Consider the following 25,023-nt stretch of genomic DNA (forward strand, 5'->3'; position numbering starts at 1 on the left):
GTAAGGACACAAAGATGATTAATGGCTATTATTCCACAACCGGCGGTATGATCACGCAATTTAATAGGCTTGATGTTATCTCCAATAACCTTGCCAATCTCAACACAAACGGATTCAAGCGAGATGATGTCGTGGTGGGAGATTTTTTGAGGTTGTATAAACAGACTCAAGACACACTTCCTATCAAAGACCACACGCGCGCTGCCGCACAATACCAAAACCGCAATCTTAACCGCGTGCCAAATATTTCTGAAGAATACACAGAGTTTGAAACAGGCGCGATAGCACAAACCGACAACCCATTAGATTTTGCGTTGCAAAAGCCAAATGCGTATTTTGCGATACAAACCCCAGATGGAATCCGCTACACTAAAGATGGAAGCTTCACTATCGATAATGATGGTTTTCTTAGCACAAAGCAAGGTTATCGCGTGCTTTCTCGCGCTGGGATTGAGAGCGAAGGGGGGATTTTGATCGCTCAAGGCTTGCAAGTTGAAGCAGACAAAAATGGCAATCTTTATTTTCGTAATCCCGGTAATGAAGAAATCAACGCTCCGATTGCAGGTGGAAGCCTAGCGATTGTGAGCTTTGATAATCCAAAATACCTCCAAAAAGTTGGCGATAATCTTTTCAAATACCCCGATGAAAGACTTGATGACAGAATCATCGCCATAGATAATGGCTCTTTGGTGCAAGGATTTGTCGAAAAAAGCAATGTCAATGCAGTCAAAGAAATGAGCGCACTTATCGAGACAAACAGGCTTGTAGATATGTATTCTCGTGCAATGCGCACTTATATGGACGACTTTGCGCCAGAGGCAATTAGCAAACTCGCCGTCCGCGCGTAATAAAATTTATCTTGTATTTATCTTGTGGCTTTATAAGTATTTTGTCATTGCAAATCTTAATCAAAGCCAGAATCTAACTTAATCATTGCAAGTGGTTATAAGGCTATGTAAGTGATTGTGGATTTTGGAGGGCAAGCTAGATTCTTATTTGTGATTTTAATGTAGCTTTTACAAAAACTCAGTAGAATCTAGCTTTTGAATTACAGCAAAATGGAGTGATCGTGCATATTTATATCATTAATCTCAAAAACCAAACCGCACGGAGAGCCAAAATGGAGCAAGAGATCCAAAATCTCTGCCAAAATGCCACAGACAATCAAGCTATAAATGACACTAACACTATTTATTGGCATTTTTTTCAAGCAATAGAGTCAAGCGATGAAGTATTTGCCTCATACAAAACGCAGTATTTCAGCCCTTATAAATGCTATATGCTTCATGGCAGAATCCTAAGTGATAATGAGATCGCATGCTATGCTTCGCATTATGAAATGTGGAAAGAATGCGTAAAAAGAGATGAGCCAATCATCGTGCTAGAAGATGATGTGGGGTTTGAGCCGTGCTTTTTGGAGACAATCCAAACAATAGCAGAATCTAACTTTGCATTTGTGCGATTGTATTATATGGATAAAAAACGCGATAAATATGTCTATCAAATTGCAGATTCTAGATTCTACTATTCGCTCAAAAACACAAATGGCACGCAGGGGTATTATCTCACCCCAAAGGCTGCAAGGGCTTTTTTGAAGTGGAAAACTTGGGATAGCCCAGTGGATATACAAATGGAATTTGTCTCACGCAATAAAATAGATAATATCATCTACAAACCATTTTGTATTTTTGAAAACCAATACTCTAAACACTCAACTATTAATCGCTATTGCCCCCCCCTCAAAGGAATTTAGAGGATAAAAATCTAAAATATTCAAAGAATCTAAAAAAACTATTGATTCCATATAAAAATTTCTCATATAAAATCATCAAGCCTTTTTATCGCACAGCAATCCAACTTAGGCGAGCTTTATTTAAAATAACCTATTCTCCACCAAAATTTCCGCCTGCTTCATCGACTTAATTATTAACTTTTGCATAGATTTTACGCAAGGATTAAGTAGATTTTGGCTTGATGTGGGCTTTTGATGCCACATAAAACTCTATGCCTACGCTTTTTTGGATTATAATCTTTCCGCACTCAATAAGACTTTGGAGGGATTGTAAAGATTCTTGGCTTAGCAAAAATGTGGCTTCATTAAGCGCAATAGGACGCGTGGCGATGAGTTTATAAAGCTCATCTGCGGTGTAGGTTTTTGGCTTGAGCGGTTTTGCCGTGCTTGATTGTGATGATTCTTTGGATTCTTTAGGTGTTTGCGGATTTGTCGATCGTGTAGGGATATTTACATGCAGCCCTTCAAAAATTCTTGCAAAAGATTCTAGCCTCTCATGGCTGACACTTTTGACTTGATATGCGCTTGGTCTATCGATACTTCCTATATCGATTCGACTGACTTGGATCTCTCTTAGAAATGAAGCGATTTTGGCTAGATTTTCTTCATTATCATTAAATCCAGCCACAAGAAGCACCTCTGCCACAAGCTCACCTTGATATTTGCTCGCAAATTCTCTAATGCCCTCAAAAATATTCTCAAGATGTAAATTTTTGCTAGGACGATCTGTTTTTTTGTAGTCTTGCTCTCTTGCGCCATCGATAGAAAATTTCACAATATCAAAGAGCAAAAGTGCTTTTTGCTGCTCGTGAAATTTTGAGCCATTACTCAAAATCAAAGTCTTTATATGAGGTGGCAAAAAGCCCTTCACCGCACTTATCACTTCATATAGATATGGATAAAGTGTGGGCTCACCATTTGCGCTAAAAGTCAAAACATCAATCTCATCAGAATCTATACTCATCACAGCATCTCTTATCGCCTCAATCACCATTTCTTTTGGTATCACATCATTCATCATATCCACAGGCTTTGCTTTTTGCAATTCGCAATACACACAATCAAAATTGCATTGCTTTTTGTTTGGCGAGAGATCTACACCAAGTGATCGCCCAAATCGCCTTGAGCGCACAGGACCAAAAACAATATTTGATCTAGGCATTGCTTTTGGCTTTTTTGGTTGCTTTAGATTTGGTGGGTTTGGATTCTATGGGTTGGAGTGTTTGGACGTTGAGCTTGTGTTTGCATTTGAGGCATTCAAGCACTTCGCCACTTTTGAGCGTTTTTTTACCCATGATGTAGCCACATTCTGGGCATTTTGTAGAGGTTGGAAGGATTGAGGAGACAAAGGTGCATTTTGGATAATTTTTGCACCCATAAAATCCGCCCCTGCGCCCAAATCGCTCAACTATTTCACTACCACATTCTGGGCATGGGACTTGGATAATGTTTTGTGCTTGTTTATCGCCTTGGAGAGATTTTGTGTTTTTGCATTCAGGATAGCCACTGCATGCCAAAAATTCACCCCTGCGCCCAAATTTTTTCACCATTGGTTTTCCGCATTTCTCGCACACTTCATCACTTAGATTCTGCGAGTCTTGGGTTTGATCTTTTTTGATGTATTTACATTTAGGATAGCCACTGCAAGCGGTAAATTCGCCATAGCGACTTTTCCTTATGATAAGCTCTTTGCCACATTGCGGGCATATCTCACCTGTTGGAATCGCGACTTTTTGGCTGGCGATATTACTTTTGCCGGAAGTGATTTTCTCCATAAATGGCTCATAAAAATCCCATAAAACTTGCTGCCATGAGAGTTTATTAAGTGCGATAAAATCAAGCTTTTCTTCCATTTGTGCGCTAAAATGAGAATCTACAATTTCATTAAAATAATCCTCAAGCATTTTAATGACATTAAACGCGCTTTGTGTGGCTTTGATCTGACGCTTTTCTATTGTGATATATTCGCGATTGACAAGCAAGGCAATCGTTGGCGCATATGTGCTTGGTCTGCCTATCCCTAAAGATTCTAAAGTCTTAATCAAGCTTGCTTCAGAATAGCGAGCTGGTGGCTCTGTGCTATGCTGTTGATAGGCAATCTGACTTGGAGTGATTGGGGCAAGCTCTGTAAAATCTGGCAAAAGCTTGTCTTTGTCATCATTACCCAAAATCCTATAATACCCATCAAACACAAGCTTTCTGCCTGTGGCTTTGAATTCGCCCTCACTTGAGGCAAAAATCACGCTTTGAGATTCAAACACTGCATCTTGGCTTTGTGAAGCTAAAAAGCGATTATAAATTAATGTATAGAGCTTGAGCTCATCGGGTTTGAGATAGGATTTGGCAATTGCTGGCGTAAAGTCAATATTTGTCGGGCGGATCGCCTCATGTGCTTCCTGCGCGCTTTTGTTTTTGGTCGCGTAGATTTTGGGAGTTTTTGGGACATACTTTTCGCCAAAGTCTCTAAGGAGTTTTTCTCTTGCGACTTGTGAGGCTTCTTTGGCGATATTAAGGCTATCTGTCCTCATGTAAGTGATGATACCCATAATGCCATTATCTGTTTGCACGCCCTCATAGAGTTTTTGGGCGATTGACATGGTTTTTGTCGGAGAATATCCAAGAAGCGAAGATGCACTCTGCTGAAGTGTAGAAGTCATAAATGGCGGAGGAGTTGGAGATTTTTTGTCTTTGCGTGTGATTTCGCTGACTTTAAACTTTGATTTTGAAAGCACATCAAGCATTTCTTGCGCTTTTGAGAGCGAATCAATATCAAGCTTTTTAAGCTTTTTGCCCTGAAAGCTTACAAGTTCAGATTCTACTCCATTAAAGATTCCACTTATAAGATAATATTCTTGAGGTTTAAAATCTAAAATCTCTTTTTCTCTATCGACTACAAGCTTAAGCGCAGCACTTTGCACCCTTCCTGCTGAAAGTCCTTTTGATATTTTGCTCGCTAGAAGTTGGCTTAGCTTAAATCCTACAATCCTATCAAGTAGCCTCCTTGCTTGTTGGGCATTGACTTTATCCATATCGATTGTGCGAGGATTTTTAAGCGCGCTTTGGATAGCGTTTTTGGTGATCTCATGAAAGACTATGCGTGGAAACTCTGTGGTAGCTTTTTTGCTATCAAGAGCTTGCGTGATATGGTAGCCAATGGCTTCTCCTTCTCTGTCCTCATCGGTTGCAATATAGATTTTTTTGGAATTTTTGGCAAGCTTTTTGATTTGCTCGACTATATCTTTATGATCAGAATCTATTTGGTATTCTGGATAAAAATGTTTGTCTTCCACTTTGATTCCAAATGAATATTTTGGAAGATCTCTTATATGCCCTTTTGATGCGATCACCTCAAATGTATCACCCAAAAAATTTTTGATTGTTTTGGCTTTTGCTGGTGATTCTACGATGATTAAATCTTTCATTTGCCCTCTTTGATGTTTGATAAAGTTGTGGAAGGCATTGTAGCAAAAAACAATAATGTTTTATTTTATTTGGTGCTTGAATGTGGCAATGCGTCAAAATCATCTCAGAATCTATCATAATTATCACAAGCCATTATTTTGCAGACATTTTATAGATCCTACAAAAATCACAAAATCAGTCCATATCGACTATTTTATATTTACTTTTAATTTTTGGAACATCTATTGCTTTTAGATTCTGTGAAATTAATTGCAAAGGATGCAAATGGCTTTTCAAATCAATACAAATATTGCAGCTTTAACAGCGCATACAACTGGTGTTCAGACAAATAGGGAGATAGCATCATCATTAGAGAAATTAAGCTCTGGGCTTCGGATCAATAAAGCCGCAGATGATGCGTCTGGTATGGCGATAGCTGATAGTTTAAGAAGTCAAAGTGAGAGCTTAGGACAAGCTGTGCGAAATGCTAATGATGCGATTGGTATGATTCAAGTTGCTGATAAAGCAATGGATGAGCAAATTAAGATTCTTGATACAATCAAAACAAAAGCAATTCAAGCCGCACAAGATGGACAAACACTAGAATCTAGGCGCGCATTACAAAGCGATATTCAGCGACTTTTAGAAGAGCTTGATAATATCGCAAATACGACAAGCTTCAATGGTCAGCAAATGCTTTCTGGATCGTTTTCAAATAAAGAATTCCAAATCGGTGCGTATTCAAACACAACCGTAAAAGCCTCTATCGGTCCTACAAACTCTAATAAAATCGGACATGTGCGTATGGAATCTTCTTCGATTCTAGGAGATGGAATGCTCGCTTCTGGTGCGGTCAAAAACCTCACTGAAGTGGCACTGAATTTCCGTCAAGTCGATGGGCTCAATAGTTTTCAGCTCGAAGCTGCCAAAATCTCAACTTCAGCAGGGACTGGTGTGGGAGCATTAAGCGAGGTGATTAATAAATTCTCCGATACGCTTGGAATCCGCGCTTCTTATAATGTTATGGCGACAAGCACATTGCCTGTTATGTCTGGAACGGTAAGGGATTTGGTTATCAATGGCACTTCAATTGGAACTGTTAATGATGTGCGTAAAAACGACTCTGATGGACGACTCATCAACGCTATCAATAGCGTAAAAGAGCGCACAGGCGTGTATGCGTATCTTGACATTACAGGACGACTCAATCTCACCTCTTCAGACGGAAGGGCAATTTCCGTGCATGCTGAAGGCGAAGCTGCGCAAGTATTTGGTGGCGGGGATTTTAATGGAATCTCTGGATACAATCACGCTATCATCGGGCGACTCACACTTATCCGCACAGACGCACGAGATGTGCTTGTGAGCGGGGTAAATTATAGCCATATAGGATTCCACTCTTCACAAGGGATCGCTGAATACACCGCAAATTTGCGTGAATTACGCGGGATATTTGACGCAAATATCGCAAGCGCGTATGGTGCAAATGCAAATGTCGCACAAGCCGAACTTAACTGGAAGGGAATTGGCGCTGGGGTTACGAGTTTGCGAGGGGCTATGCTTGTTATGGATATGGCGGATTCTGCACGTACACAGCTTGATAAAGTGCGCGCTGACATCGGATCTGTGCAACAACAGCTTGTCGCTACAATCAACAATGTCTCTGTAACGCAAGTCAACGTCAAAGCAGCTGAGAGCCAAATTCGCGAAGTGGATTTTGCCACAGAATCTGCGAATTTCTCAAAATTCAATATCCTCGCACAAAGCGGGAGCTTCGCTATGGCGCAAGCAAATGCCGTGCAACAAAATGTATTGAGACTATTACAATAGCCAAACTAGAATCTATAATTTAGAATCTAGATTCTACGCAAACACAAGAGAGCGTAAAGAAAATCTAGATTTTTAAATAAATTTTATGGCTTTGCAAGGCGAACGAATGAGTCGCACTATATCGTGCGTCGCTAATTAAGAGAGCTGAAGCAATCCGCAAAATTTACCAAAAAGCTAGGATTTGAAATCTAGATTTTACTTGGAAGTGGGGATTTCTTTGACAAAATCTTGCATTTTGGATTTTGGGATAGATTTTGTTTGTGGAATCGCTAGGACTTCATATTGTTTTTGGTATTCGAGGAATTGCAATGTAATCACATCACCCACTTTTACAAGTCGGCTTGATTTGGCTATTTGGTTATTGATACTCACGACTTTATTTTCGCACATATCTTGCGCTATTGAGCGTCTTTTGACTATGTTTGTAGCATTCATAAAAGCATCGATTCTCATTTTCTAATCCTTATATATTTTGTTTTATTGAGCTTAAAAATAGCTGAACTTCTGCATTCACAAAACCCCCTAGAATCAAGCACAACAATATCACATTGCTCCACTGCCCATGCAAGATCAAAGCTTTTTTTGCTTATATTTGCAGAGGTGGAGTAGAGTTTTTTAAAAACCCTCAAAAACTTCAAATGCTCCTCATCTTGCACCACGCGGAAAGAGTGGCGATTTGGCAGGATAAAGCTTGTGCGCTTGGCATGGCGGATAAAGTGCCTATGGATTCTAGGGGTGCGATAGGTGGATTTGAGCGTGGCAAAGTCGCTCATCGTGAGGATTACGCTTTGGTGCAATGGGCGATTTTTTATGCGATTAAGGAGTGTGGGATCGCTTGAGAGAAGTCCTGCGGTCGTATCTGTCTGCGCCAAAAAAACAATATCTGTTTGCGTATTATAGAATGCTTTAGAATCCATATAAAGCACTTCTCTCCTCAACAATCCTTAAATCCTCCCATTTAAAACCTCATTTAACCTCTCATTTAACCCCTTGGCACCTTACAAATACTCTTGCAGTGGTTTTGGTATATGAATATCATTGCTCTTTATCTCAAGTATTGATTGTGCGGCGACTTCAGCACCTGCTATGGTCGTAAAGTAAGGGATCGCACTTTTGAGCACTTGATGACGAATCATACTAGAATCACTCTTAGTCTGATGTCTATCATCGCTTGTATTTATCGCCATTGCGATTTCTTGATTCATCATCAAATCCTTGATATTTGGACGCCCTTCAGAGATTTTAAGCACGAGTTGTGAGGGTATGGATTGTTTTGCTAGGATTTCGTGCGTGCCTTTTGTGGCGCATATCTCAAAGCCCAAATCTATAAACGATCGTGCAAGACTTTGCGCATGCTCTTTGTCGCAATCAGCGAGCGATAAAAATATCTTGCCACTTGTTGGAAGGGTGTTTGTAGCGGCTTTTTGCGCTTTTGCAAAGCTCACACCAAAGCTTTGTGAGATTCCCATAACTTCGCCTGTGCTTTTCATCTCAGGTCCAAGGCTTAGATCCGCACCACTAAGCTTGCTAAATGGAAAGACAGATTCTTTGATCGAGATATGATGCGATATTTTTGGCTCCATAGGTGTAGTAGAAAAATCAACATGAGAAAAAGCATCATAAAACCTCAACGCCTCGCGCAAATTGCCCTGCCACATTACGCGCGTAGCGACTTTGGCAAGCGGAATACCTGTGGCTTTGCTGACAAATGGCACAGTGCGTGAGGCACGAGGATTGACTTCGATTAAGTAAAGCTCATTGTGATAGATAGCGTATTGGATATTGATAAGCCCGATTATTCCAAGCTCTATGGCGATTTTTGTCGTGGTTTCTTTGATCTGTGCGAGCATAGATTCTGGAACGTTTATCGTCGGAAGCACGCTTGTAGAATCCCCCGAATGCACTCCCGCCTCTTCGATATGCTGCATAATCCCGCCGATATACACTTCTGTACTATCGCAAATCGCATCAACATCAAGCTCGATTGCATGATCTAAAAATTTATCAATTAGCACAGGAGAGTTTTCGCTCACTTGCACCGCTTCGTCCATATACAAACGCAATTCCTCGTCATTTTGCACGATCCGCATCGCACGCCCGCCAAGCACATAGCTTGGGCGCACAAGCACAGGGTAGCCTATCGTATTTGCGATACTAAATGCCTCTTCTTTGCTGATAGCACTTCCATTTTGGGGCTGATTGAGTCCTAATTTTTGCGCAAAAAGAGCGAATTTCTTCCTATCTTCGGCTATATCGATGACTTTGGCTTGTGTGCCGATGATTTTTGCATTGATTGTTGTGAGGTATTTTGAGAGTTTGAGCGGGGTTTGTCCGCCAAAATGCACGATGATACCATTTGGATTCTCGCGCAATACAAGCGAATGGATATGCTCAAAATCTATCGGCTCAAAATAAAGCGTATCGCTTGTATCATAATCTGTGCTGACTGTTTCAGGATTGCAATTATACATAATGCTTTGCACGCCCAAATCTTTGAGCGCAAAGCTAGCATGCACGCAACAATAATCAAACTCAATACCCTGTCCTATGCGATTTGGACCACCACCGATGATTAAGACTTTGGCAAGTTTAGGGGCTTTTGGTGATAAATCAAATCCATCGCATTGCATATCTAAAGGCGAATTTATACTTAAAGCTAAGGGTGGAAAAGTCGAATAAAGATACGGCGTCAATGCCTCAAACTCCGCAGCACAAGTATCTACTTCTTGATATGTAGCCATAACACCTAACTTTTGGCGAATAGAAAAAATATCGCTCTCACTCAATTCTAGATTCTCGTTTGCTTGCAATAAAGTCGCGATCATCTTATCGCTAAAGCCTTGAGATTTTGCCTCATTCATAAGCTCTCTGCTATGCAAAATATCGCTTGTAATCGTGCGCTCCATAGCGACTAAATCGCTGATTTGCAATAAAAACCATTTGTCAATATGGCATAAATTATACACTTCATCAATACTCAAGCCCAATCGAAAACAATCCGCGACATAAAGCAATCGCTTTGCATTTGGGCGACGCGCTTCAAGCTTAGCAAGCTCTTTGTCTTGCGTGATAGGATTCAGCCCATAATAGCCAAGTTCTAAGCTACACAATGCCTTTTGCAAAGATTCTTTAAAAGTTCCACCAATTGCCATAACTTCGCCGATAGACTTCATCGAGGTTGTAAGCGTGGAATCCGCGCTTGGGAATTTCTCAAAAGTAAAGCGCGGAATCTTGGTAACGATGTAATCAATGCTAGGCTCAAAGCTAGCGGGCGTGCCAGTGATGTCGTTAGTAATCTCATCAAGGCTAAAGCCAACCGCTAGAAGCGTGGCAACTTTGGCAATCGGATAGCCCGTGGCTTTGCTAGCAAGGGCTGAAGAGCGCGAGACGCGTGGATTCATCTCAATGACTGTCATTCTGCCATTGCTAGGATTTATCGCAAACTGCACATTAGAGCCGCCCGTATCCACGCCAATTTCGCGCAGAATCTTAAAACTTGCATCGCGCATGCGTTGGTATTCTTTATCCGTCAGCGTGAGGGCTGGGGCAATCGTGATAGAATCGCCTGTATGCACGCCCATTGGGTCAAGATTCTCAATGCTACACACGATAATGCAGTTATCATTCTTATCGCGGATAACCTCCATTTCAAATTCTTTCCAACCAAGCAGCGACTCTTCGATGAGAATCTCATTTATCGGGCTTGCATCAAGCCCATTTTTTGCCAAAGCCTTAAACTCCTCGATATTATACGCCACGCCGCTACCGCCACCTGCGAGCGTGTAGCTAGCGCGGATAATGAGAGGGAATCCAATCTCTTGGGCTGCTTTATAAGCCTCTTCTTCCGTGTAGGCATAGCGCGATTTTGGCAAATCCATACCAATTTTTAGCATAGCCTCTTTGAAAGCCTGCCTGTCTTCGCCCTTTTTTATTGCCTCTGGATTTGCGCCCAAAAACTTTATGCCACTAAGCATGCCCCGCTCATACATTTTCATCGCCACATTGAGTGCTGTCTGCCCGCCCATTGTCGGTAGTATCGCATCGACGCTCTCTTGCTTTATGATATTTGCGATAATCTCTTCTGTGATGGGCTCAATGTAAGTCCTATCCGCAAAGTCGGGGTCTGTCATAATGGTCGCGGGGTTTGAGTTTATCAGCACGACTTTATAGCCAAGGCTTTTAAGCGTTTTAGCCGCTTGCGTGCCTGAATAATCAAACTCGCAAGCCTGCCCGATTACAATGGGTCCAGAGCCGATAAGCAAAATAGTGGAGATGTCTTCTCGTTTGGGCATGCACGATCCTTAACGCTAGAAATAGATTCCACAATTATAGAAAATCTGCAATAAAACAAAGATAAAATCACAGCCCAAAAACTAAATTAACTTGCTATATGAAAAGTCAAATATGGCGAGATAAATTCCACCCAAGGAATGCCCACAATGCAGTAAATCACCATATAAATCGCCGCAAAAATCGCGCCAAGCTTAAAAAACTCGCCGCTTTTAATGTAATGGCTTCCATACCATAGAGGAGAGCAGCCCGTGCCATAAGGGGTGATAATCCCCATAAAGCCCATAGGCAAAAGCAAAATAAGCATAGCCTGCGCGGTATCTAGCCCATTCACAGACTGCACGAGCGTGGCATAAATAGCAATCATCGCCGTTACATACGCTGTGCCTGAGGCAAAAAGATAGCGAAACACACTAAAAGTAAGTAGCAAAATAAGTAGCGCCCAAAATGATGTAATGTCTTTAAGCCACACGCCTAGCAAGCCTCCAGCCCAATCAAGATACCCTACATTTTTCAGTCCGCTTGCCATCGCCACAAGTGTGGCAAACCACACAAGCGTATTCCACGCAGGCTTGTTGCTCAAAAAATCCTGCCAAGTGATGACTTTGCACGCGCACATAAGCACGATGAGCAAAAGCGCGGTAGTGGTAGAATCTATCTTAAACGCGCTTGAGCCAATCCAAAGCACAAGCCCAAGCAAGCAAATACCAATCATATAAATTTGTGGCTTTGTAATCTTGCCAAGCTTTGCGTATTCATCACTCGCCCATTGTGCGATCTCTTTTGAGCCCTTAATCTCAGGCGGATAGATAAAATACACCAAAAGCGGGGTGAGCAAAAACAAAATAAGCCCCACAGGCGCAAACGCAATAAACCACCCAAGCCAATCCACACTCTCAATCCCCTGCTTACCAAGGAGTGAAAGCGCAAGAGGGTTTGGAGCCTGCCCTGTGAGGAAAATCGAGCTTGAGACGCAGCAAGTCGCAAGCCCCGTCCATATAAGATATGAGCCAATTTTTTTGGGATCTTTTTCTGGCGTGCTTTGGAACATATTTGCGATTGAGGTTACCACCGGATACAATGTCCCGCCACTACGCGCGGCATTACTTGGGATAAATGGTGCTAAGATTCCATCAGCAAAGGCGATGGCATAGCCTATGCCAAGCGTTGATTTACCAAGCTTTTTGACAAGATACAGAGCAATCCTCTGCCCCAAGCCTGTTTTTGAGAATCCAAGCCCTATGCTAAAAGCCGCAAAAATAAGCCACACGACATTATTAGAGAATCCACTTAAGCCCCATTTAATCGCCTCGCTCGCTTTTATGGTATGCTCGACATTGCCACTGCCTGCGGGTCCTACCTTACACAGCACAGCGATAGTGATCGCCACCACGCCAATGAGTGCTGGGGGCACAGGCTCTAAGATAAGCGCAATGATAAGCGCGACAAAAATGCTCGCATACAGCCATGCATTCACGCTTAAGCCCTCAGGTGTTGGCAGCGCAAACATCACCAAGCCTATCACAATAGGCACAAAAAGCTTGATATAAAAAGTGATATTTTTTTTATCCATAATTCTTGCCTCCAAATACTTTATAAAATGAAATGCAAGAAGCCATTATACACAACAATTTTTGAAAATAGCTCAAAAATTGTTTTTTTATAAAATAAAAATTCATAAAAACTTGATATTTTAGCTTTGAGTGATAATACACAGGATCTAGAATCTACCGAAATCTAGTTGTGGAGCAAATCTAGATTCTCTTTTGCTTCGGCTTCACGCCTCTCAATGAAGACAAAATAGCATAGAATCTAGAATCTATTGTCAGGTATTGTAAGCGTGAATAAAGCAAAAAACAAAACAGATTCTATCTTTACGATTTTCATCAACTTTCTCTTGACAAACACTTGGTGTAATACTTTATAATTGTGATTTTATTTTGAGGCTCTGCCTTAAAATCTATATTACTTAAAAATCTACAAAGGAATTATATGTATGTGATTAAGTTTTTTTGTGCTATGCTACTTGGGCTTGTGCTATTTGGCGCGTGCGATACCACACACACTTCAAGTGAGACTAAAGAGCCATTGCAAGTCTCAAGCATAGCCATTTCACCTAGCACAATTGATCTTAGCTTTGAATACCCCGCTAGACTCAAAAGTATCCAAAGTGTCAATATTTATGCTCGTGTCGAGGGTGAATTGCTCGAACAAAAAGTCAAAGAAGGCACAATCGTCAAAAAGGGCGATGTGCTTTTTGTCATCGATCCTGCGCGCTACAAAAACCGCGTAGAAACAGCGCAAGGACAATATGAAAGCGCACTTGCAAACCTAAATCGCACAAGCAGAGATTGGGCGCGGATACAAGCACTTCACAAGCAAGGAATCTTTACAATCGATCAATACGACACTTCGCTATACAACTACAATGTTGCAAAAGCAAGCCTGCAAAGCGCAAAAGCCACTTTAGAGGACGCCAAGCTTGATTTAAGCTATACGCGCGTCATAGCCAATGCTGATGGCATAATGGGTATGAGAAATTATGATGTTGGCAATATTATCGGCAGAGGCGGACAAGATATTTTGACGACAATCACGCAGTTAAGCCCAATTTATGCGGAGTTTGCTATACCAAATGAGGATTATGCGGTGATGAAAAATTTGCAGGGCAATATCAAGGTGTTTGTGCTTCAAAGTAATGGCAAGACATATCATGAGATTGGCAAAATCGATTTTGTAGATTCTGTGCTCGATACGCAGACAACCTCTATCAAGGCGCGCGCGATTATCCAAAACACAGATTATGCGCTTATGCCAAATGATTTTGTGCGCGTGAGGCTTGAAGGATTTGATCTCTCAGATATGATTTGTATCCCGCAAAGTGCGCTTATGCAGGATTCTCGCGGAAGTTTTGTGTATATAGCACAAGAAAATACCGCGCAAATCCGCTATGTAACGCCCGGCAGGATTCTATCAAATAAGCAAACGCCTCAAAAGCAAATACTTATACTATCAGGATTAAAAAGTGGCGATAGACTCATCACTTCACATATCGCACAGCTCAAAAATGGCGCACCTATCGCGCTCATAAAAGAATCTATTCCCAACAATCAAAAATAATAAAAATAATTATGAAGGAATTGTATGTTTTCAAAGTTTTTCATTAATCGCCCTGCGTTTTCAGCGGTGCTCTCAATCGTGGTTGTGATAGCAGGGCTACTTTGTATGTTTAATCTACCAATTGAGCAATATCCAAAGCTCGTTCCTACGCAGATTCTCGTGCGTGCGACATATCCGGGCGCAAATGCCAAGACATTATCAACGAGCGTGGCAAGTGTGCTTGAAAATAGCATTAATGGCGTTGAAGATATGCTCTATATCCAATCAAGTGCGAGTTCTAGCGGGCAGCTTGATATAAGCGTGTTTTTTAGCAATGAGGCAAACCCGGATATGGCGTTAGTCAATGTCAATAACCGCGTGCAAGCCGTGATTTCTCAACTGCCCGCAGAAGTGCAACGCAATGGTGTGAATGTCAGCAAGCAAAGCAGTGCAGTTATCGGGCTTTATCATCTTTATTCTGATAATCCCGCGCATAATCAGCTTTTTATCGCGAATTACGCGATTTTAAATGTCATCGATGAGCTAAAGCGCATTAAGGGTATCGGTGATGTGCAGCTGTGGAGCTTGCAAAATTACGCGATGAGAATCTGGCTTGAGCCTGATAGGATTGCGTATTTTAATCTCTCACCTCTTGAAGTCGTATCTGCGATAGAATCCCAAAATGCGCAGTTTGCGCCTGGGCAGTTCGGCAAAGAACCCATAAGCGCGCAAGCTTTTATGCATACAATCACCACAAAAGGACTTTTCACAAGCAAAGAGGAGTTTGAAAATATCATTATCCGCGCAAATCCTGATGGCTCGACTTTGCGGCTTAAAGACATCGCGCGCGTGGAGCTTGGCGCACAAGATTATCTCACGGATAATTATTACAACAACATTCCCTCTGTGCCTTTGCGTATCACATTACAGCCGGGCGCAAATATGCTAGAAGTGGCAGATTCTGTGCAAAAGACTATGCAATCTTTGGCGCAAAAATTCCCCGAGGGTATGCGCTATTCAAACCCCTTTCGCCCGACAGAATTTGTAACCGCATCAATTCATGAAGTGCTTAAAACCTTCATTGAGGCTATCGTGCTTGTCGTGCTTGTGATTTATCTCTTTCTTGGCTCACTTCGTGCGACTATTATTCCAGTTATTGCTATTCCTGTGTCTATCATCGGCACTTTTGCAGGACTTTATGCGTTTGGATTCTCTATCAATCTCCTCACGCTCTTTGGGCTGATTCTAGCCATTGGCATTGTCGTAGATGATGCGATTATTGTGATTGAAAATGTCGAGCGCATTATGCACCAAAAGCATTTGCGCGCCAAAGAAGCCACAATAGAATCTATGAAAGAAATCACAAGCCCTGTGATTGCTATTGTGCTAGTGCTTTCGGCTGTGTTTTTGCCTGTGTGTTTTATGGGTGGCTTTAGCGGGGAGATGTATAAGCAGTTTGCAGTTACGATTGTCATATCTGTGGTGATTTCTGGCTGTGTTGCGCTTACTCTTACGCCCGCACTTTGTGCGATGTTTTTGCGTCGCAACGAGAGTGCGCCGATTTTGCCAATCGCTAAATTTAACGCGTTTTTTGAAAAGCTCACTTTTAGATTCTCGCGCACCTTAGCGCGTGCGCTAAAGCATAGCTTACTTATGCTTTCTCTTTTTGTGATTCTCATTCTCTCCACTTGGCAGCTATTTCGTATCACACCAACTTCGCTTGTGCCAAGTGAGGATATGGGCTTTGTCATCGTGCATACGCTCTTGCCTGAAGGAAGTGCATTAAGTCGCACGATTGCTGTAAATCAAGACTTGATACAAGATATGAGCCAAAATCCACTCATCGCCGAACAGACAACAATAAGCGGGTATAGCTTCTTAGCGGGAAATTTTAAGAGTAATGGCGGGGTCGCTTTTGAGCGGCTTATTGATTGGGGTGAGCGCAAGGGTGCTGGGCAAAGCGATAGAGAGATTATCGCCAAGCTTACCCAAAAATACGCCAACTATCCAAACGCTACTTTTATCTTCGGGCAGGCACCAACTATCATAGGGCTAGATTCTAGCGGGGTGAATGCACAATTGCAGAGCAAAGGTGGTGGCAGTATGGAAGAATTAAAGCATTACGCGGATTTATTATTAGAGCATGCCCGTGCGCGCCCTGAATTTAGCAGAATCGTAACAAGCCTAGCTGTGGATACGCCACAATACGAAATTGAGCTCAACCGCGAAGCCACAAGTGCGCTAGATGTAAATATCAGCGATGTGTTCCGCACGATGCAGCTTACTTTTGGTAGCTATTATGTGAATAATTTTGAGCTCTACGATCGCACATTTCGCGTGATAGTCCAAAGCGCGCAGGATTTTCGTATCTCGCCTGAAAATCTAAGTGAAGTCTTTGTAAAATCAAGAAGCGGGAATCTTGTGCCTTTGAGCGCGCTACTTATATATAGGCGCATTGTGGGCGCGGAGATTATCAATCGCTTTAATCTCTTTCCTGCCGCGCAAATCACAGGCTATCTTAATATGGGGTATTCAAGTGGTGAGGCAATGGCAGCACTAGAATCTGTGGCTCGCGAGGTTTTGTCGCCAGATTATGAGCTAGCCTATGCGGGAGCTAGCTTTCAAGAGAGGGCAAGTGGTGGAAGTGGTAGCATTGCTTTTATATTTGGGCTTTTGTTTGTGTTTTTGATTCTTGTTGCGCAGTATGAGCGGTGGCTTATGCCCTTAGCAGTGCTAACTGCTGTGCCTTTTGGTGTATTTGGCGCGATTGCTGCTACTTATCTTCGCGGGCTAGATAATGATATATATTTTCAAGTAGGGCTTTTGCTCCTTATTGCTTTGAGTGCAAAAAACGCGATTTTAATTGTGGAGTTTGCCTCGCATTTGCGCGAGAAAAAGGGTTTGAGCATTTTTGATTCTGCTATTCAAGCAGCAAAGCTTAGATTTCGCCCGATTGTGATGACTTCGCTTGCTTTTAGTCTTGGTGTATTACCACTAGCATTAAGTAGTGGCGCGGGTGCGCTTAGTCGGCATGCCATCGGCACGGGTGTGCTTGGCGGAATGCTTGCTGCGACATTTTTAGCGATATTTTTTATCCCACTCTTTTTCCTTTACCTCGCCAAACTCGGGGAATGGATAGGAGAAAAAAAGCTAAAATTATCAAAATAAACTTTGGAATCTACATTAGATTCTGTGTTTTTTGCTTATTTTTGATTACAACGCTAATGTTTAAATAATGGACGAAAATTGGTGGATTACTTTGTTTCACTCTTTAGAATAATGATAAAGACGACATGGAATCTATAAAATCTAAGCAGGATAAATTTTTAAACTCACAATCTCACTTGGTGCTAGGAAGCGGATTGTCGGTCCCCAGAATCCTGCTCCGCTGCTGACATAAAGTTGCGTTTTTTGACTTAAGCGGTAGAGCCCATGAATGTATTTTTGATCAAGCCAAACAAAAATAGAAAGCGGAAACACTTGCCCTGCGTGCGTATGCCCGCACAATACCAAATCAAAATCGCTCACATCATAAAACTTCAAAAACTTTGGCTGATGTGTAAGCAAAATGCTTGGTTTGCTTGAGTTTAAGCCTTTGCGCACGAGATTGAGATTAGGCTCGTATTTTTTGAAGCGCAAACCCGCCAAATCATCAACGCCTGCGAGATTAAATCCCTCAAGCTCTATATTTTGATTATGTAAAATCTTAAGATTAAGATTCTCAAGAAAATCCAAAATAGAATCTATGCCATGATAGTATTCGTGATTCCCGCTCACATAAAACACACCCTCTTTGCTCTGAATCTCATTAAGCACCATTAAATCCTGCTTAACAAAATCAATCGCCTCATCAACCAAATCCCCGACAATAACGACAATATCAGCATTAAGCGCGTTAATTTTTTTAACAATGCCTCTTAAAAACGACTCTCCTAACACCTTGCCGATATGCACATCTGAAATCATAGCGATAGTTTTTGGCGATTTTAGTCCTTGTAAGCGTATGCGCACTTCTCTGATAGGTGGCACATTGCAAGCGTTTTTGTAGCTTTTGAAAGTAAAAACAAAAAACAAAACTACGATTCCTAAATCAAGCAGAATCTTAAAAAACTCTCTCCTGCCTTGATTGATTTGATTTGTATTTGGGCTTGATGATTGTGATGATTGCAAAATTTTTGTGCGTTTTGTGATTTTTGTGCTAAAGATTCTTGCCACACTGCGTGCAATATCGCCTATCACGCAAGCAGCAAATAAGCAATACCCAATCACTATAAAAGTCCCAAGCACTCTGTATGTCAAATGATTGAAATTTTGCTCTTTGGCAAGGATAAAAAACCCAATCTCGCCCAAAAATACCACCCCAAGCAGTGCAATTAAAAGTTTTTTGTGATGTGTAAATAGCACACTATCGCGCAAAAATCGCTTGTAAGCATATACTTTGGAGAGCACAAAAGCACTCAATATAAACCCAACCAAAAGCCATATTTTCATCATAATCCTTGAAAGCACATTTTAAAAACAAGATTGTAGCAAATAAAATTTGATAGTTTTAGATTCTAGATTCTATGCAAACACAAAAAGAGCGTGTAAAAAATTCTCTATTTTTAGCTTATTTTTGTAGTTTTGCGAGTTTAGCGAGTGAGTCGCATTATATTGTGCGTCGCCAAAATAACACAAGATAAGCCAAACGAAGCAATCTGCAAAAAGAAGCAAAAAGAGAGGAGTTAGATCACATGGAAAATAGAATCTAGAGTCTAGATTCTATGGAGAGATAAAAAGGGCGTTAGGTTCATCGCAGGCTAAAAATTTCAAACCCATTGAAATATACAAAAAAAGAGGATTTGGTGCAATCAAGCATAATTTAGCTACAATACCGCAAATGCCACTTTCAAAGTAGAATCTATGCCAAAAAATTTTTTGTATGATGATATATACGCACTTGATTTTTGCCTTATGGATACGCGAGATGTGCGCTCTGTGTGGGAGATGAGAAATGATGCTTTAGTGAGCCATTGGATGTATTCACAGCATATAAGCTTTGAGTCGCATATAGAGTTTATACAAAGCCTCAATCACGATCCAAAAAGAATATATTGGCTTTTTAAGCAGGGGGTGCATTTACTAGGAGTTGGATCGCTAAGTCGTATTGACATTATCCACAAGCACGCCTACATCGGAATCTACAAAAACCCAAAAGACAGCCTTATCCACAATAAAGGCACTTTAATACTTCAGACATTAGAAAAAATAGCCCATCAAGAATTCGGGCTTCATTCACTGCATTTGGAAGTTTTAGATTCTAATGCGCGCGCGATAAGATTCTACAAGCGCAATGGATACTGCAAAGAAGGGGTTTTAAAAGACTTCATCAAAAAAGACAATGCCTTTGTCGATACTCTTATCTATGGAAAGATTTTGGAATAAATTTTAAAATAACGCAGGCATAATTTGTGATTTAGGATTCTATCACATCAAAGACACTCAAAAAATCAAAGGATATATATGAATCACCACACAGACAAAACCTCAACACATCACACCACAATACACGCTACAATGCACACCACAACAGCGCGCGCCCCAAAACCACTCATCATCGCTGAGCTTTCAGGTAATCACAACCAAAATCTCAATCTCGCACTCCAAAGCATACAAGCAGCCAAAGAATGCGGGGCTGACTTTGTCAAGCTCCAAACCTACACACCTGATTGTCTCACTATCAATGCAAAGACGCGTTATTTTCAAATAGATTCTCGCACAATTTGGGACGGGCAGAATCTCTATGAGCTTTACAAGCAGGCTTGCACGCCATTTGAGTGGCACAAAGAATTATTTGCATTTGCAAAATCTATCGATATTGGCATTTTTAGCTCGCCTTTTTCAAAGCGCGCCCTTGAATTACTCGAATCTCTCAACTGCCCGATGTATAAAATCGCAAGCTTTGAAATCACCGATCTTGAGCTTATCGCGCTTGTAGCAAGCACAAAAAAGCCAATCATAATCTCCACAGGCATAGCCACACATAATGAAATTATCGACGCAATCGAGGTATGCAAAAACGCAGGAAATGATAACATCACTTTACTTTTATGCACGAGCTCTTATCCTGCGCCCATTGCAGATGCAAATATCGCGTATATGCCAAAGCTCGCACAATATGGCACAAAATATGGTCTAAGCGATCATACTTTGGGTGATGTGTGCGCGATTGCAGCGACTGCATTAGGGGCAAATATGATAGAGAAGCATTTTATCCTTGATCGCTCATTAGGCGGGGTTGATAGCGCATTTAGTATGGATAAGCAAGAGTTTGCACTTATGGTAGAGCGCGTCAATAACGCATATCTCGCGCTTGGTGATGGCACACTGCATCGCGATGAGCGCGCACTCCAATCACAGCGCAAATTTGCCCGTAGCCTGTTTGTCTGCCAAGATATTCAAAAAAATGAGATTCTCAATTCAGAAAATATCCGATCAATCCGACCCGGATTTGGGCTTCCTCCAAAGCTTTTACCGATGATTTTAGGCAAAAAAGCGACCAAAAATTTACATAGAGGAGAGCCATTGTGTGAGGGTGATTTTGAATAGAATCTATTTTGCATAGAATCTAGGATTCTAAAAGTGGGTTCTTATAGATTGCCACGCAAGGATAAACCTTGCTCGCAATGACAAGCCTGCCCAATCAATTGCGAGGACGATAGGACGAAGCAATCTAGTCAAAATAGATTGCCACAGCCCTAAAGGGCTTCGCAATGACAAAAAAAATGATAGATTCTAGATTCTAGAGTTTTGGCAGATTTTGCGGATTACTTCGGCTCACTTTCTATTGCGATAGAACGAATCATTAAAATTAGGCTCATTTAATTCTTAGCCTTTACCTTATCATTTTTCTTATCATCAAGTGCCACTTTGATAGCCATTGCAGGAACAAACAATAAACCAAAAGCAATAATGCCAAGTGCAAGATTTTCAATCATTCTAAGCCCTCTAAGATATAGCCTTAACAGTGTAAAGAGCCAAAGCACAAAAAGCCACTATTGCAAAGGTTGCTATGATTAACCCAATCATTCTAAATCCTCCAATTCATCAAACTTTTGAATGAGATAGCGTATTAAAAAATAAAAGAAAAATACTATTACAGCGATTCCAATCACAGAAGCCACTGCTTGAAATTTATTGAGTGTGTCAATACGAATTACCACAAATGCAAAGATTCCAAACAATGCTGTTAAAAAAGCAAATATTAAGCCCTTAACAATGTCAAGTGTAAATTTAATACGCTCTTTTTTGCCCATAGCCTGATTATAGTAAAAAACATATCCAAAAGAATATAAAGATATATAATTTACTCAAAATCCTAGAATTTCTTTACGCTCTCTTGCGTTTGCATAGAGTCCTAGATTCTATGTCGCCCTTGTTGTCATCACTTAAGCTTTCACAGAAAGTGAAGAATCCAGAAAAATAAAGTCTGGATTGCTTCGGCTTCATGTCTCGCAATGACAAGCCTGCCCAATCAATTGCGAGGACGATAGGACGAAGCAATCTAGTCAAATTGGGTTGCCACAGCCCTAATGGGCTTTGTGATGACGACAAACACGACAGATTCTACTAGATTCTATACAAACACAATGTGGCACATAAACTCAAGAATCCAAATACCGCTCATCGCAAAAACTATTAATATGAATATTTTTAAACGCGTTTTGAAGCGATTTGAAAAACAATGGATTCTGCGATTCTAATGTGGCGAGAATCTCTTTTGTATTTGCCCGAGCCTTTGGACGCTTATCATCTGGAAGCCAATTAATAGGGCAATTACAATCAGGTGCTATATAGATGTTATTGCTTGATATAAAATCTATAATCTGCCTCTCGCGCACAAAAATTAATGGACGAATCACATACAAGCCATTTTGGGCTTTGTAAATCGGCGGCATTGAGCGCAAAGAGCCATTATAAGTGAGATTCATAAAAAAACTTTCAGTCGCATCGTCTAAATGATGAGCAAGCGCGAGTTTATTAAACCCGCCTTCTAACGCCTGTGAATACAGCGTCCCGCGCCTCATTCGCGAGCAAAAACTACAATAAATCGTGCCATCACGCTTGTTTTCTTCTAGAATCTTATAAATATCTGTCCGCAATAATTCATACGGAATGTCGTTTTTTTGGCAATATTCAATGATGTATTCATACTCGCCTCCGCGACCATAATCAACCGTGAGTGCTTTGAATTCAAAATCAAATGGCGCATGCTTTTTCATATACGCAAAAATCGTCGCAAGCATCATAGAATCTTTTCCGCCACTAAGCCCCAAAAGCACTCTATCGCCCTCTTTGATGAGATTGTATTTTGCGTTGGTTCTGCCAACGATATTTAGGATTTTTTTGCTGATTGTGATATGTTGCATTGTGCTAACCTAAATGTGTGGATTTTGAGTGTGGATTTTAGATGGAGAGATTTTGATCGTCTCGACAAGCTTAATGGCTTCATCAGTTTTAAGCAAATCACTATCGTATTTAAAAATAATAACGCCCTCCGTGTGATTGATATAGCATTCAATCACACCTTGCTGGTTTTGGATTTGGGCAAGTTTGTTTGTATCGTATTGTGCGATTGAGAGGTAGAGATTTTTTTGCTTTGTGGGGTTGTTTAAAGCCCAAATACACAAAAGCCACAATACACAGACAAAACACACGCTCAACGCAATATAAAAAATATCAACTCTGCCATACGCGATCCCTCCAAGCACACCGCCTACAAACGATCCCAAATACGAATATGTCGTAAAAATACTTAAAGCCGAACCTCTAAGGTTGATTTTGGCGTATTTGCTTGTCAGAGACTGCATAATAGGCTCAAGCGTGGCAAATCCGATAAAAAACAAAATAATCCCTGCTACAAAAATATATAAATGGCTTTTCGCGCCAAAGCCTATCAGCCCAAATGCACCGATAAATAGCACAATCCCATAACTCATCACAAATCTTGCTTTGCTGTATTTTTCAGCCAAAATACTTGCAGGTGCGAGGGCTAAAATCCCCAAAAATGCGCCCGGAATGTAGATTTTCCATAAATCATCTTCTTTGAGTCCCAAATCATTGACAAACAAAAGCGGAATCAGCACAAAAATAAAAGTCATAAATGTTTTTTCCAAAAACGAGCTAAGATTCATAATCACAAGATTTTTATTTTTCAAAACCTCTCTCCATGCCTGCTGTTGTGTGGATTCTTCAAAAGAATACGAGATTTTAGGTGTGCTTGGCACTTTCACCCACAAAAGAACGATAGAAAATAAGCTCAAAAACGCCGTAATAGCAAACAACCAATCCACACCAAAATGCACGCCGACAATAGGACCTAGTAGCATACCTATCGTAAAAGAAGCAAAAATCCCGCCGCCCATTATCGCCATAGCTTTTGTGCGCTTTTCTTCACGCACAAAATCCGAAATCTGCGCACTTACAATCCCGCCAATAGCACCTGCTCCTTGTATCAATCGCCCGATAATAAGCGTGATAATATCATGTGCCATAGCGCAAATAGTCGAACCAATCATAAAAACAAATAGCCCAAAAATCACGACTTTTTTGCGATCGATTTTATCACTTAGGATTCCAAGTGGTGTTTGGAATATAATTTGCGTAAGATATGCCCCACCTACTGCAAGCCCAAGCAAAAAAGTAGATGAATGAAAACTCTGTGCATACAGAGAAATCACAGGAAGAACACAAAAAAGTCCCAAAAACCTTAAACTCATCACAAGTGTGAGAGGCAAAACTGCTTTTAACATTCATATTCCTTTATTTTATGGGTTTAGAATGTGTTATTATATACAAAAAAATACACAATAAATCGGAGCGTTTGAGAATGTTAAAAATTCTTATTGCAAGCAATAATGAAGGCAAAATCAAAGAAATTCGAGAGATTTTTAAAGAAATCGCGCAAATCCAAAGCCAAAAAGAAGCGGGCATTGATATAGAGCCAAAAGAAACTGGCAAAAGCTTTCAAGAAAATGCCCTCATCAAAGCTTACGCTGTATTTGAAAAACTACAAGATAAGGCACTCAAAAATGAGTGGCTAAAAGATTGTGATGAGATTTTGGTATTGGCTGATGATAGCGGAATCTGTGTGGATATACTTCATGGAGAGCCGGGCATAAAAAGTGCGCGCTATGCAAATACAAGTGATAATGATACAAATTCAAGTGATGAGCAAAATCGCTTAAAACTCATAAGCGAACTACAAAAGCACAAAGTGCGAGAATCTAGCGCGAGATTTGTCGCTTGCGTGGCGATCATAGGCAAAATAATAGGCAAAGTAAAAGTCGGGGCAAAAAGCCATGTAAAGAGCAATGCAAAAAGCCACGATAAAGATAAAAGTAGCGAAAGCAAAATGATTGAGTTTTGCGGGTTTGGAGAATGTGAGGGCAAAGTCATCACGCAGCAAAGGGGCGATAATGGGTTTGGCTATGATTGTATGTTTGTGCCAGATGGGTTTGACAAAACTCTAGCAGAGCTTGAGCCTCAAGTCAAAAACACAATCTCTCATCGCAAAAAAGCCCTAGAACAAGTAAGAGAATATATATCTGAGCATAAAAAGTCATAAAAGG

The 25,023-nt window shown here is 41.0% G+C and carries 18 protein-coding genes; 8 read left to right on the top strand and 10 right to left on the bottom strand.

Features of this window, described 5'->3' with window-relative positions; all coding sequences use genetic code 11:
• The first annotated feature begins 14 nt into the window (after positions 1-14).
• Positions 15-848, top strand: a complete 834-nt coding sequence (locus DY109_RS09260; protein ID WP_023948579.1) for a flagellar hook-basal body protein — start codon at positions 15-17, stop codon at positions 846-848.
• A gap of 221 nt (positions 849-1,069) precedes the next feature.
• Complete coding sequence (locus DY109_RS09265; protein ID WP_181894628.1) at positions 1,070-1,753, top strand: glycosyltransferase family 25 protein; 684 nt, start codon at positions 1,070-1,072, stop codon at positions 1,751-1,753.
• Between the two features lie 202 nt (positions 1,754-1,955).
• Here the strand turns inward: DY109_RS09265 and DY109_RS09270 are convergent, their stop codons facing one another.
• A complete protein-coding gene (locus DY109_RS09270; RefSeq protein WP_023948584.1) occupies positions 1,956-2,954 on the bottom strand; it encodes a radical SAM protein in 999 nt (332 codons plus the stop codon).
• Positions 2,947-5,214, bottom strand: coding sequence for a type I DNA topoisomerase (gene topA, locus DY109_RS09275; protein WP_023948585.1), 2,268 nt, complete (start codon positions 5,212-5,214; stop codon positions 2,947-2,949). Before topA ends, DY109_RS09270 begins: the two co-directional genes overlap by 8 nt.
• 265 nt (positions 5,215-5,479) lie before the next feature.
• On the opposite strand from topA, the gene DY109_RS09280 reads away from it, so the two are divergent.
• Positions 5,480-7,024, top strand: coding sequence for a flagellin B (locus DY109_RS09280; protein ID WP_023948588.1), 1,545 nt, complete (start codon positions 5,480-5,482; stop codon positions 7,022-7,024).
• Positions 7,025-7,219: 195 nt separating this feature from the next.
• On the opposite strand, the gene DY109_RS09285 is transcribed toward DY109_RS09280, so the two are convergent.
• The 4 genes from DY109_RS09285 to DY109_RS09300 form a co-directional block, all read right to left on the bottom strand.
• Positions 7,220-7,477, bottom strand: a complete 258-nt coding sequence (locus DY109_RS09285) for an RNA-binding S4 domain-containing protein (protein WP_023948589.1) — start codon at positions 7,475-7,477, stop codon at positions 7,220-7,222.
• The gene (locus tag DY109_RS09290; RefSeq protein WP_034549949.1) at positions 7,474-7,941 is read right to left on the bottom strand and encodes a hypothetical protein; all 468 of its coding nucleotides are present in this window, start codon (positions 7,939-7,941) and stop codon (positions 7,474-7,476) included. Before DY109_RS09290 ends, DY109_RS09285 begins: the two co-directional genes overlap by 4 nt.
• 81 nt (positions 7,942-8,022) lie before the next feature.
• Entirely contained in the window at positions 8,023-11,316 is a 3,294-nt protein-coding gene (gene carB / locus DY109_RS09295) for a carbamoyl-phosphate synthase large subunit (protein WP_023948591.1), read from the bottom strand.
• A gap of 86 nt (positions 11,317-11,402) precedes the next feature.
• Positions 11,403-12,887, bottom strand: a complete 1,485-nt coding sequence (locus DY109_RS09300; protein ID WP_023948592.1) for a DASS family sodium-coupled anion symporter — start codon at positions 12,885-12,887, stop codon at positions 11,403-11,405.
• Positions 12,888-13,306: 419 nt separating this feature from the next.
• Here DY109_RS09300 and DY109_RS09305 point away from each other — a divergent pair, with 419 nt between their 5' ends.
• Positions 13,307-14,434 (top strand): efflux RND transporter periplasmic adaptor subunit, encoded by a 1,128-nt coding sequence (locus tag DY109_RS09305; RefSeq protein ID WP_023948594.1) that lies wholly within the window; start codon positions 13,307-13,309, stop codon positions 14,432-14,434.
• A 24-nt stretch (positions 14,435-14,458) separates the two neighbouring features.
• A complete protein-coding gene (locus tag DY109_RS09310) occupies positions 14,459-17,581 on the top strand; it encodes an efflux RND transporter permease subunit (RefSeq protein ID WP_023948595.1) in 3,123 nt (1,040 codons plus the stop codon).
• Positions 17,582-17,722: 141 nt separating this feature from the next.
• Here DY109_RS09310 and DY109_RS09315 read toward each other — a convergent pair whose 3' ends face one another.
• Complete coding sequence (locus DY109_RS09315; RefSeq protein WP_244916666.1) at positions 17,723-18,904, bottom strand: metallophosphoesterase; 1,182 nt, start codon at positions 18,902-18,904, stop codon at positions 17,723-17,725.
• Positions 18,905-19,315: 411 nt separating this feature from the next.
• Between DY109_RS09315 and pseH the strand changes: the two genes are divergently transcribed.
• Together pseH and pseI are read left to right on the top strand one after the other, a co-directional pair.
• The gene (pseH, locus tag DY109_RS09320; protein ID WP_023948599.1) at positions 19,316-19,837 is read left to right on the top strand and encodes a UDP-4-amino-4,6-dideoxy-N-acetyl-beta-L-altrosamine N-acetyltransferase; all 522 of its coding nucleotides are present in this window, start codon (positions 19,316-19,318) and stop codon (positions 19,835-19,837) included.
• A gap of 132 nt (positions 19,838-19,969) precedes the next feature.
• Entirely contained in the window at positions 19,970-21,001 is a 1,032-nt protein-coding gene (gene pseI / locus DY109_RS09325) for a pseudaminic acid synthase (protein ID WP_034549951.1), read from the top strand.
• A 476-nt stretch (positions 21,002-21,477) separates the two neighbouring features.
• Here the strand turns inward: pseI and DY109_RS09330 are convergent, their stop codons facing one another.
• The 3 genes from DY109_RS09330 to DY109_RS09340 all read right to left on the bottom strand — a co-directional run bounded on the left by DY109_RS09330 (position 21,478) and on the right by DY109_RS09340 (position 24,204).
• A complete protein-coding gene (locus DY109_RS09330) occupies positions 21,478-21,708 on the bottom strand; it encodes a hypothetical protein (RefSeq protein ID WP_023948602.1) in 231 nt (76 codons plus the stop codon).
• Between the two features lie 348 nt (positions 21,709-22,056).
• On the bottom strand, positions 22,057-22,821 hold the full coding sequence (locus tag DY109_RS09335; RefSeq protein WP_023948603.1) for a tRNA 2-thiocytidine biosynthesis TtcA family protein: 765 nt from the start codon (positions 22,819-22,821) through the stop codon (positions 22,057-22,059).
• Between the two features lie 9 nt (positions 22,822-22,830).
• Entirely contained in the window at positions 22,831-24,204 is a 1,374-nt protein-coding gene (locus tag DY109_RS09340; RefSeq protein ID WP_115737846.1) for an MFS transporter, read from the bottom strand.
• Between the two features lie 77 nt (positions 24,205-24,281).
• Here DY109_RS09340 and DY109_RS09345 point away from each other — a divergent pair, with 77 nt between their 5' ends.
• Complete coding sequence (locus DY109_RS09345) at positions 24,282-25,019, top strand: non-canonical purine NTP pyrophosphatase (RefSeq protein WP_023948605.1); 738 nt, start codon at positions 24,282-24,284, stop codon at positions 25,017-25,019.
• Positions 25,020-25,023 lie beyond the last annotated feature (4 nt).

This window comes from Helicobacter fennelliae, from assembly GCF_900451005.1.
Lineage (GTDB): Bacteria > Campylobacterota > Campylobacteria > Campylobacterales > Helicobacteraceae > Helicobacter_B > Helicobacter_B fennelliae.

Coding starts and splice junctions, on each gene's coding strand:
- DY109_RS09335 (WP_023948603.1), bottom strand. CDS start 22,821: ATGCAACATATCACAATCAGCAAAAAAATCCTAAATATCGTTGGCAGA.
- DY109_RS09305 (WP_023948594.1), top strand. CDS start 13,307: ATGTATGTGATTAAGTTTTTTTGTGCTATGCTACTTGGGCTTGTGCTA.
- DY109_RS09345 (WP_023948605.1), top strand. CDS start 24,282: ATGTTAAAAATTCTTATTGCAAGCAATAATGAAGGCAAAATCAAAGAA.
- DY109_RS09330 (WP_023948602.1), bottom strand. CDS start 21,708: ATGGGCAAAAAAGAGCGTATTAAATTTACACTTGACATTGTTAAGGGC.
- pseI (WP_034549951.1), top strand. CDS start 19,970: ATGCACACCACAACAGCGCGCGCCCCAAAACCACTCATCATCGCTGAG.
- DY109_RS09270 (WP_023948584.1), bottom strand. CDS start 2,954: ATGCCTAGATCAAATATTGTTTTTGGTCCTGTGCGCTCAAGGCGATTT.
- DY109_RS09260 (WP_023948579.1), top strand. CDS start 15: ATGATTAATGGCTATTATTCCACAACCGGCGGTATGATCACGCAATTT.
- DY109_RS09280 (WP_023948588.1), top strand. CDS start 5,480: ATGGCTTTTCAAATCAATACAAATATTGCAGCTTTAACAGCGCATACA.
- DY109_RS09290 (WP_034549949.1), bottom strand. CDS start 7,941: ATGGATTCTAAAGCATTCTATAATACGCAAACAGATATTGTTTTTTTG.
- topA (WP_023948585.1), bottom strand. CDS start 5,214: ATGAAAGATTTAATCATCGTAGAATCACCAGCAAAAGCCAAAACAATC.
- DY109_RS09310 (WP_023948595.1), top strand. CDS start 14,459: ATGTTTTCAAAGTTTTTCATTAATCGCCCTGCGTTTTCAGCGGTGCTC.
- DY109_RS09300 (WP_023948592.1), bottom strand. CDS start 12,887: ATGGATAAAAAAAATATCACTTTTTATATCAAGCTTTTTGTGCCTATT.
- DY109_RS09340 (WP_115737846.1), bottom strand. CDS start 24,204: ATGTTAAAAGCAGTTTTGCCTCTCACACTTGTGATGAGTTTAAGGTTT.
- carB (WP_023948591.1), bottom strand. CDS start 11,316: ATGCCCAAACGAGAAGACATCTCCACTATTTTGCTTATCGGCTCTGGA.
- DY109_RS09285 (WP_023948589.1), bottom strand. CDS start 7,477: ATGAGAATCGATGCTTTTATGAATGCTACAAACATAGTCAAAAGACGC.
- pseH (WP_023948599.1), top strand. CDS start 19,316: ATGCCAAAAAATTTTTTGTATGATGATATATACGCACTTGATTTTTGC.
- DY109_RS09315 (WP_244916666.1), bottom strand. CDS start 18,904: ATGAAAATATGGCTTTTGGTTGGGTTTATATTGAGTGCTTTTGTGCTC.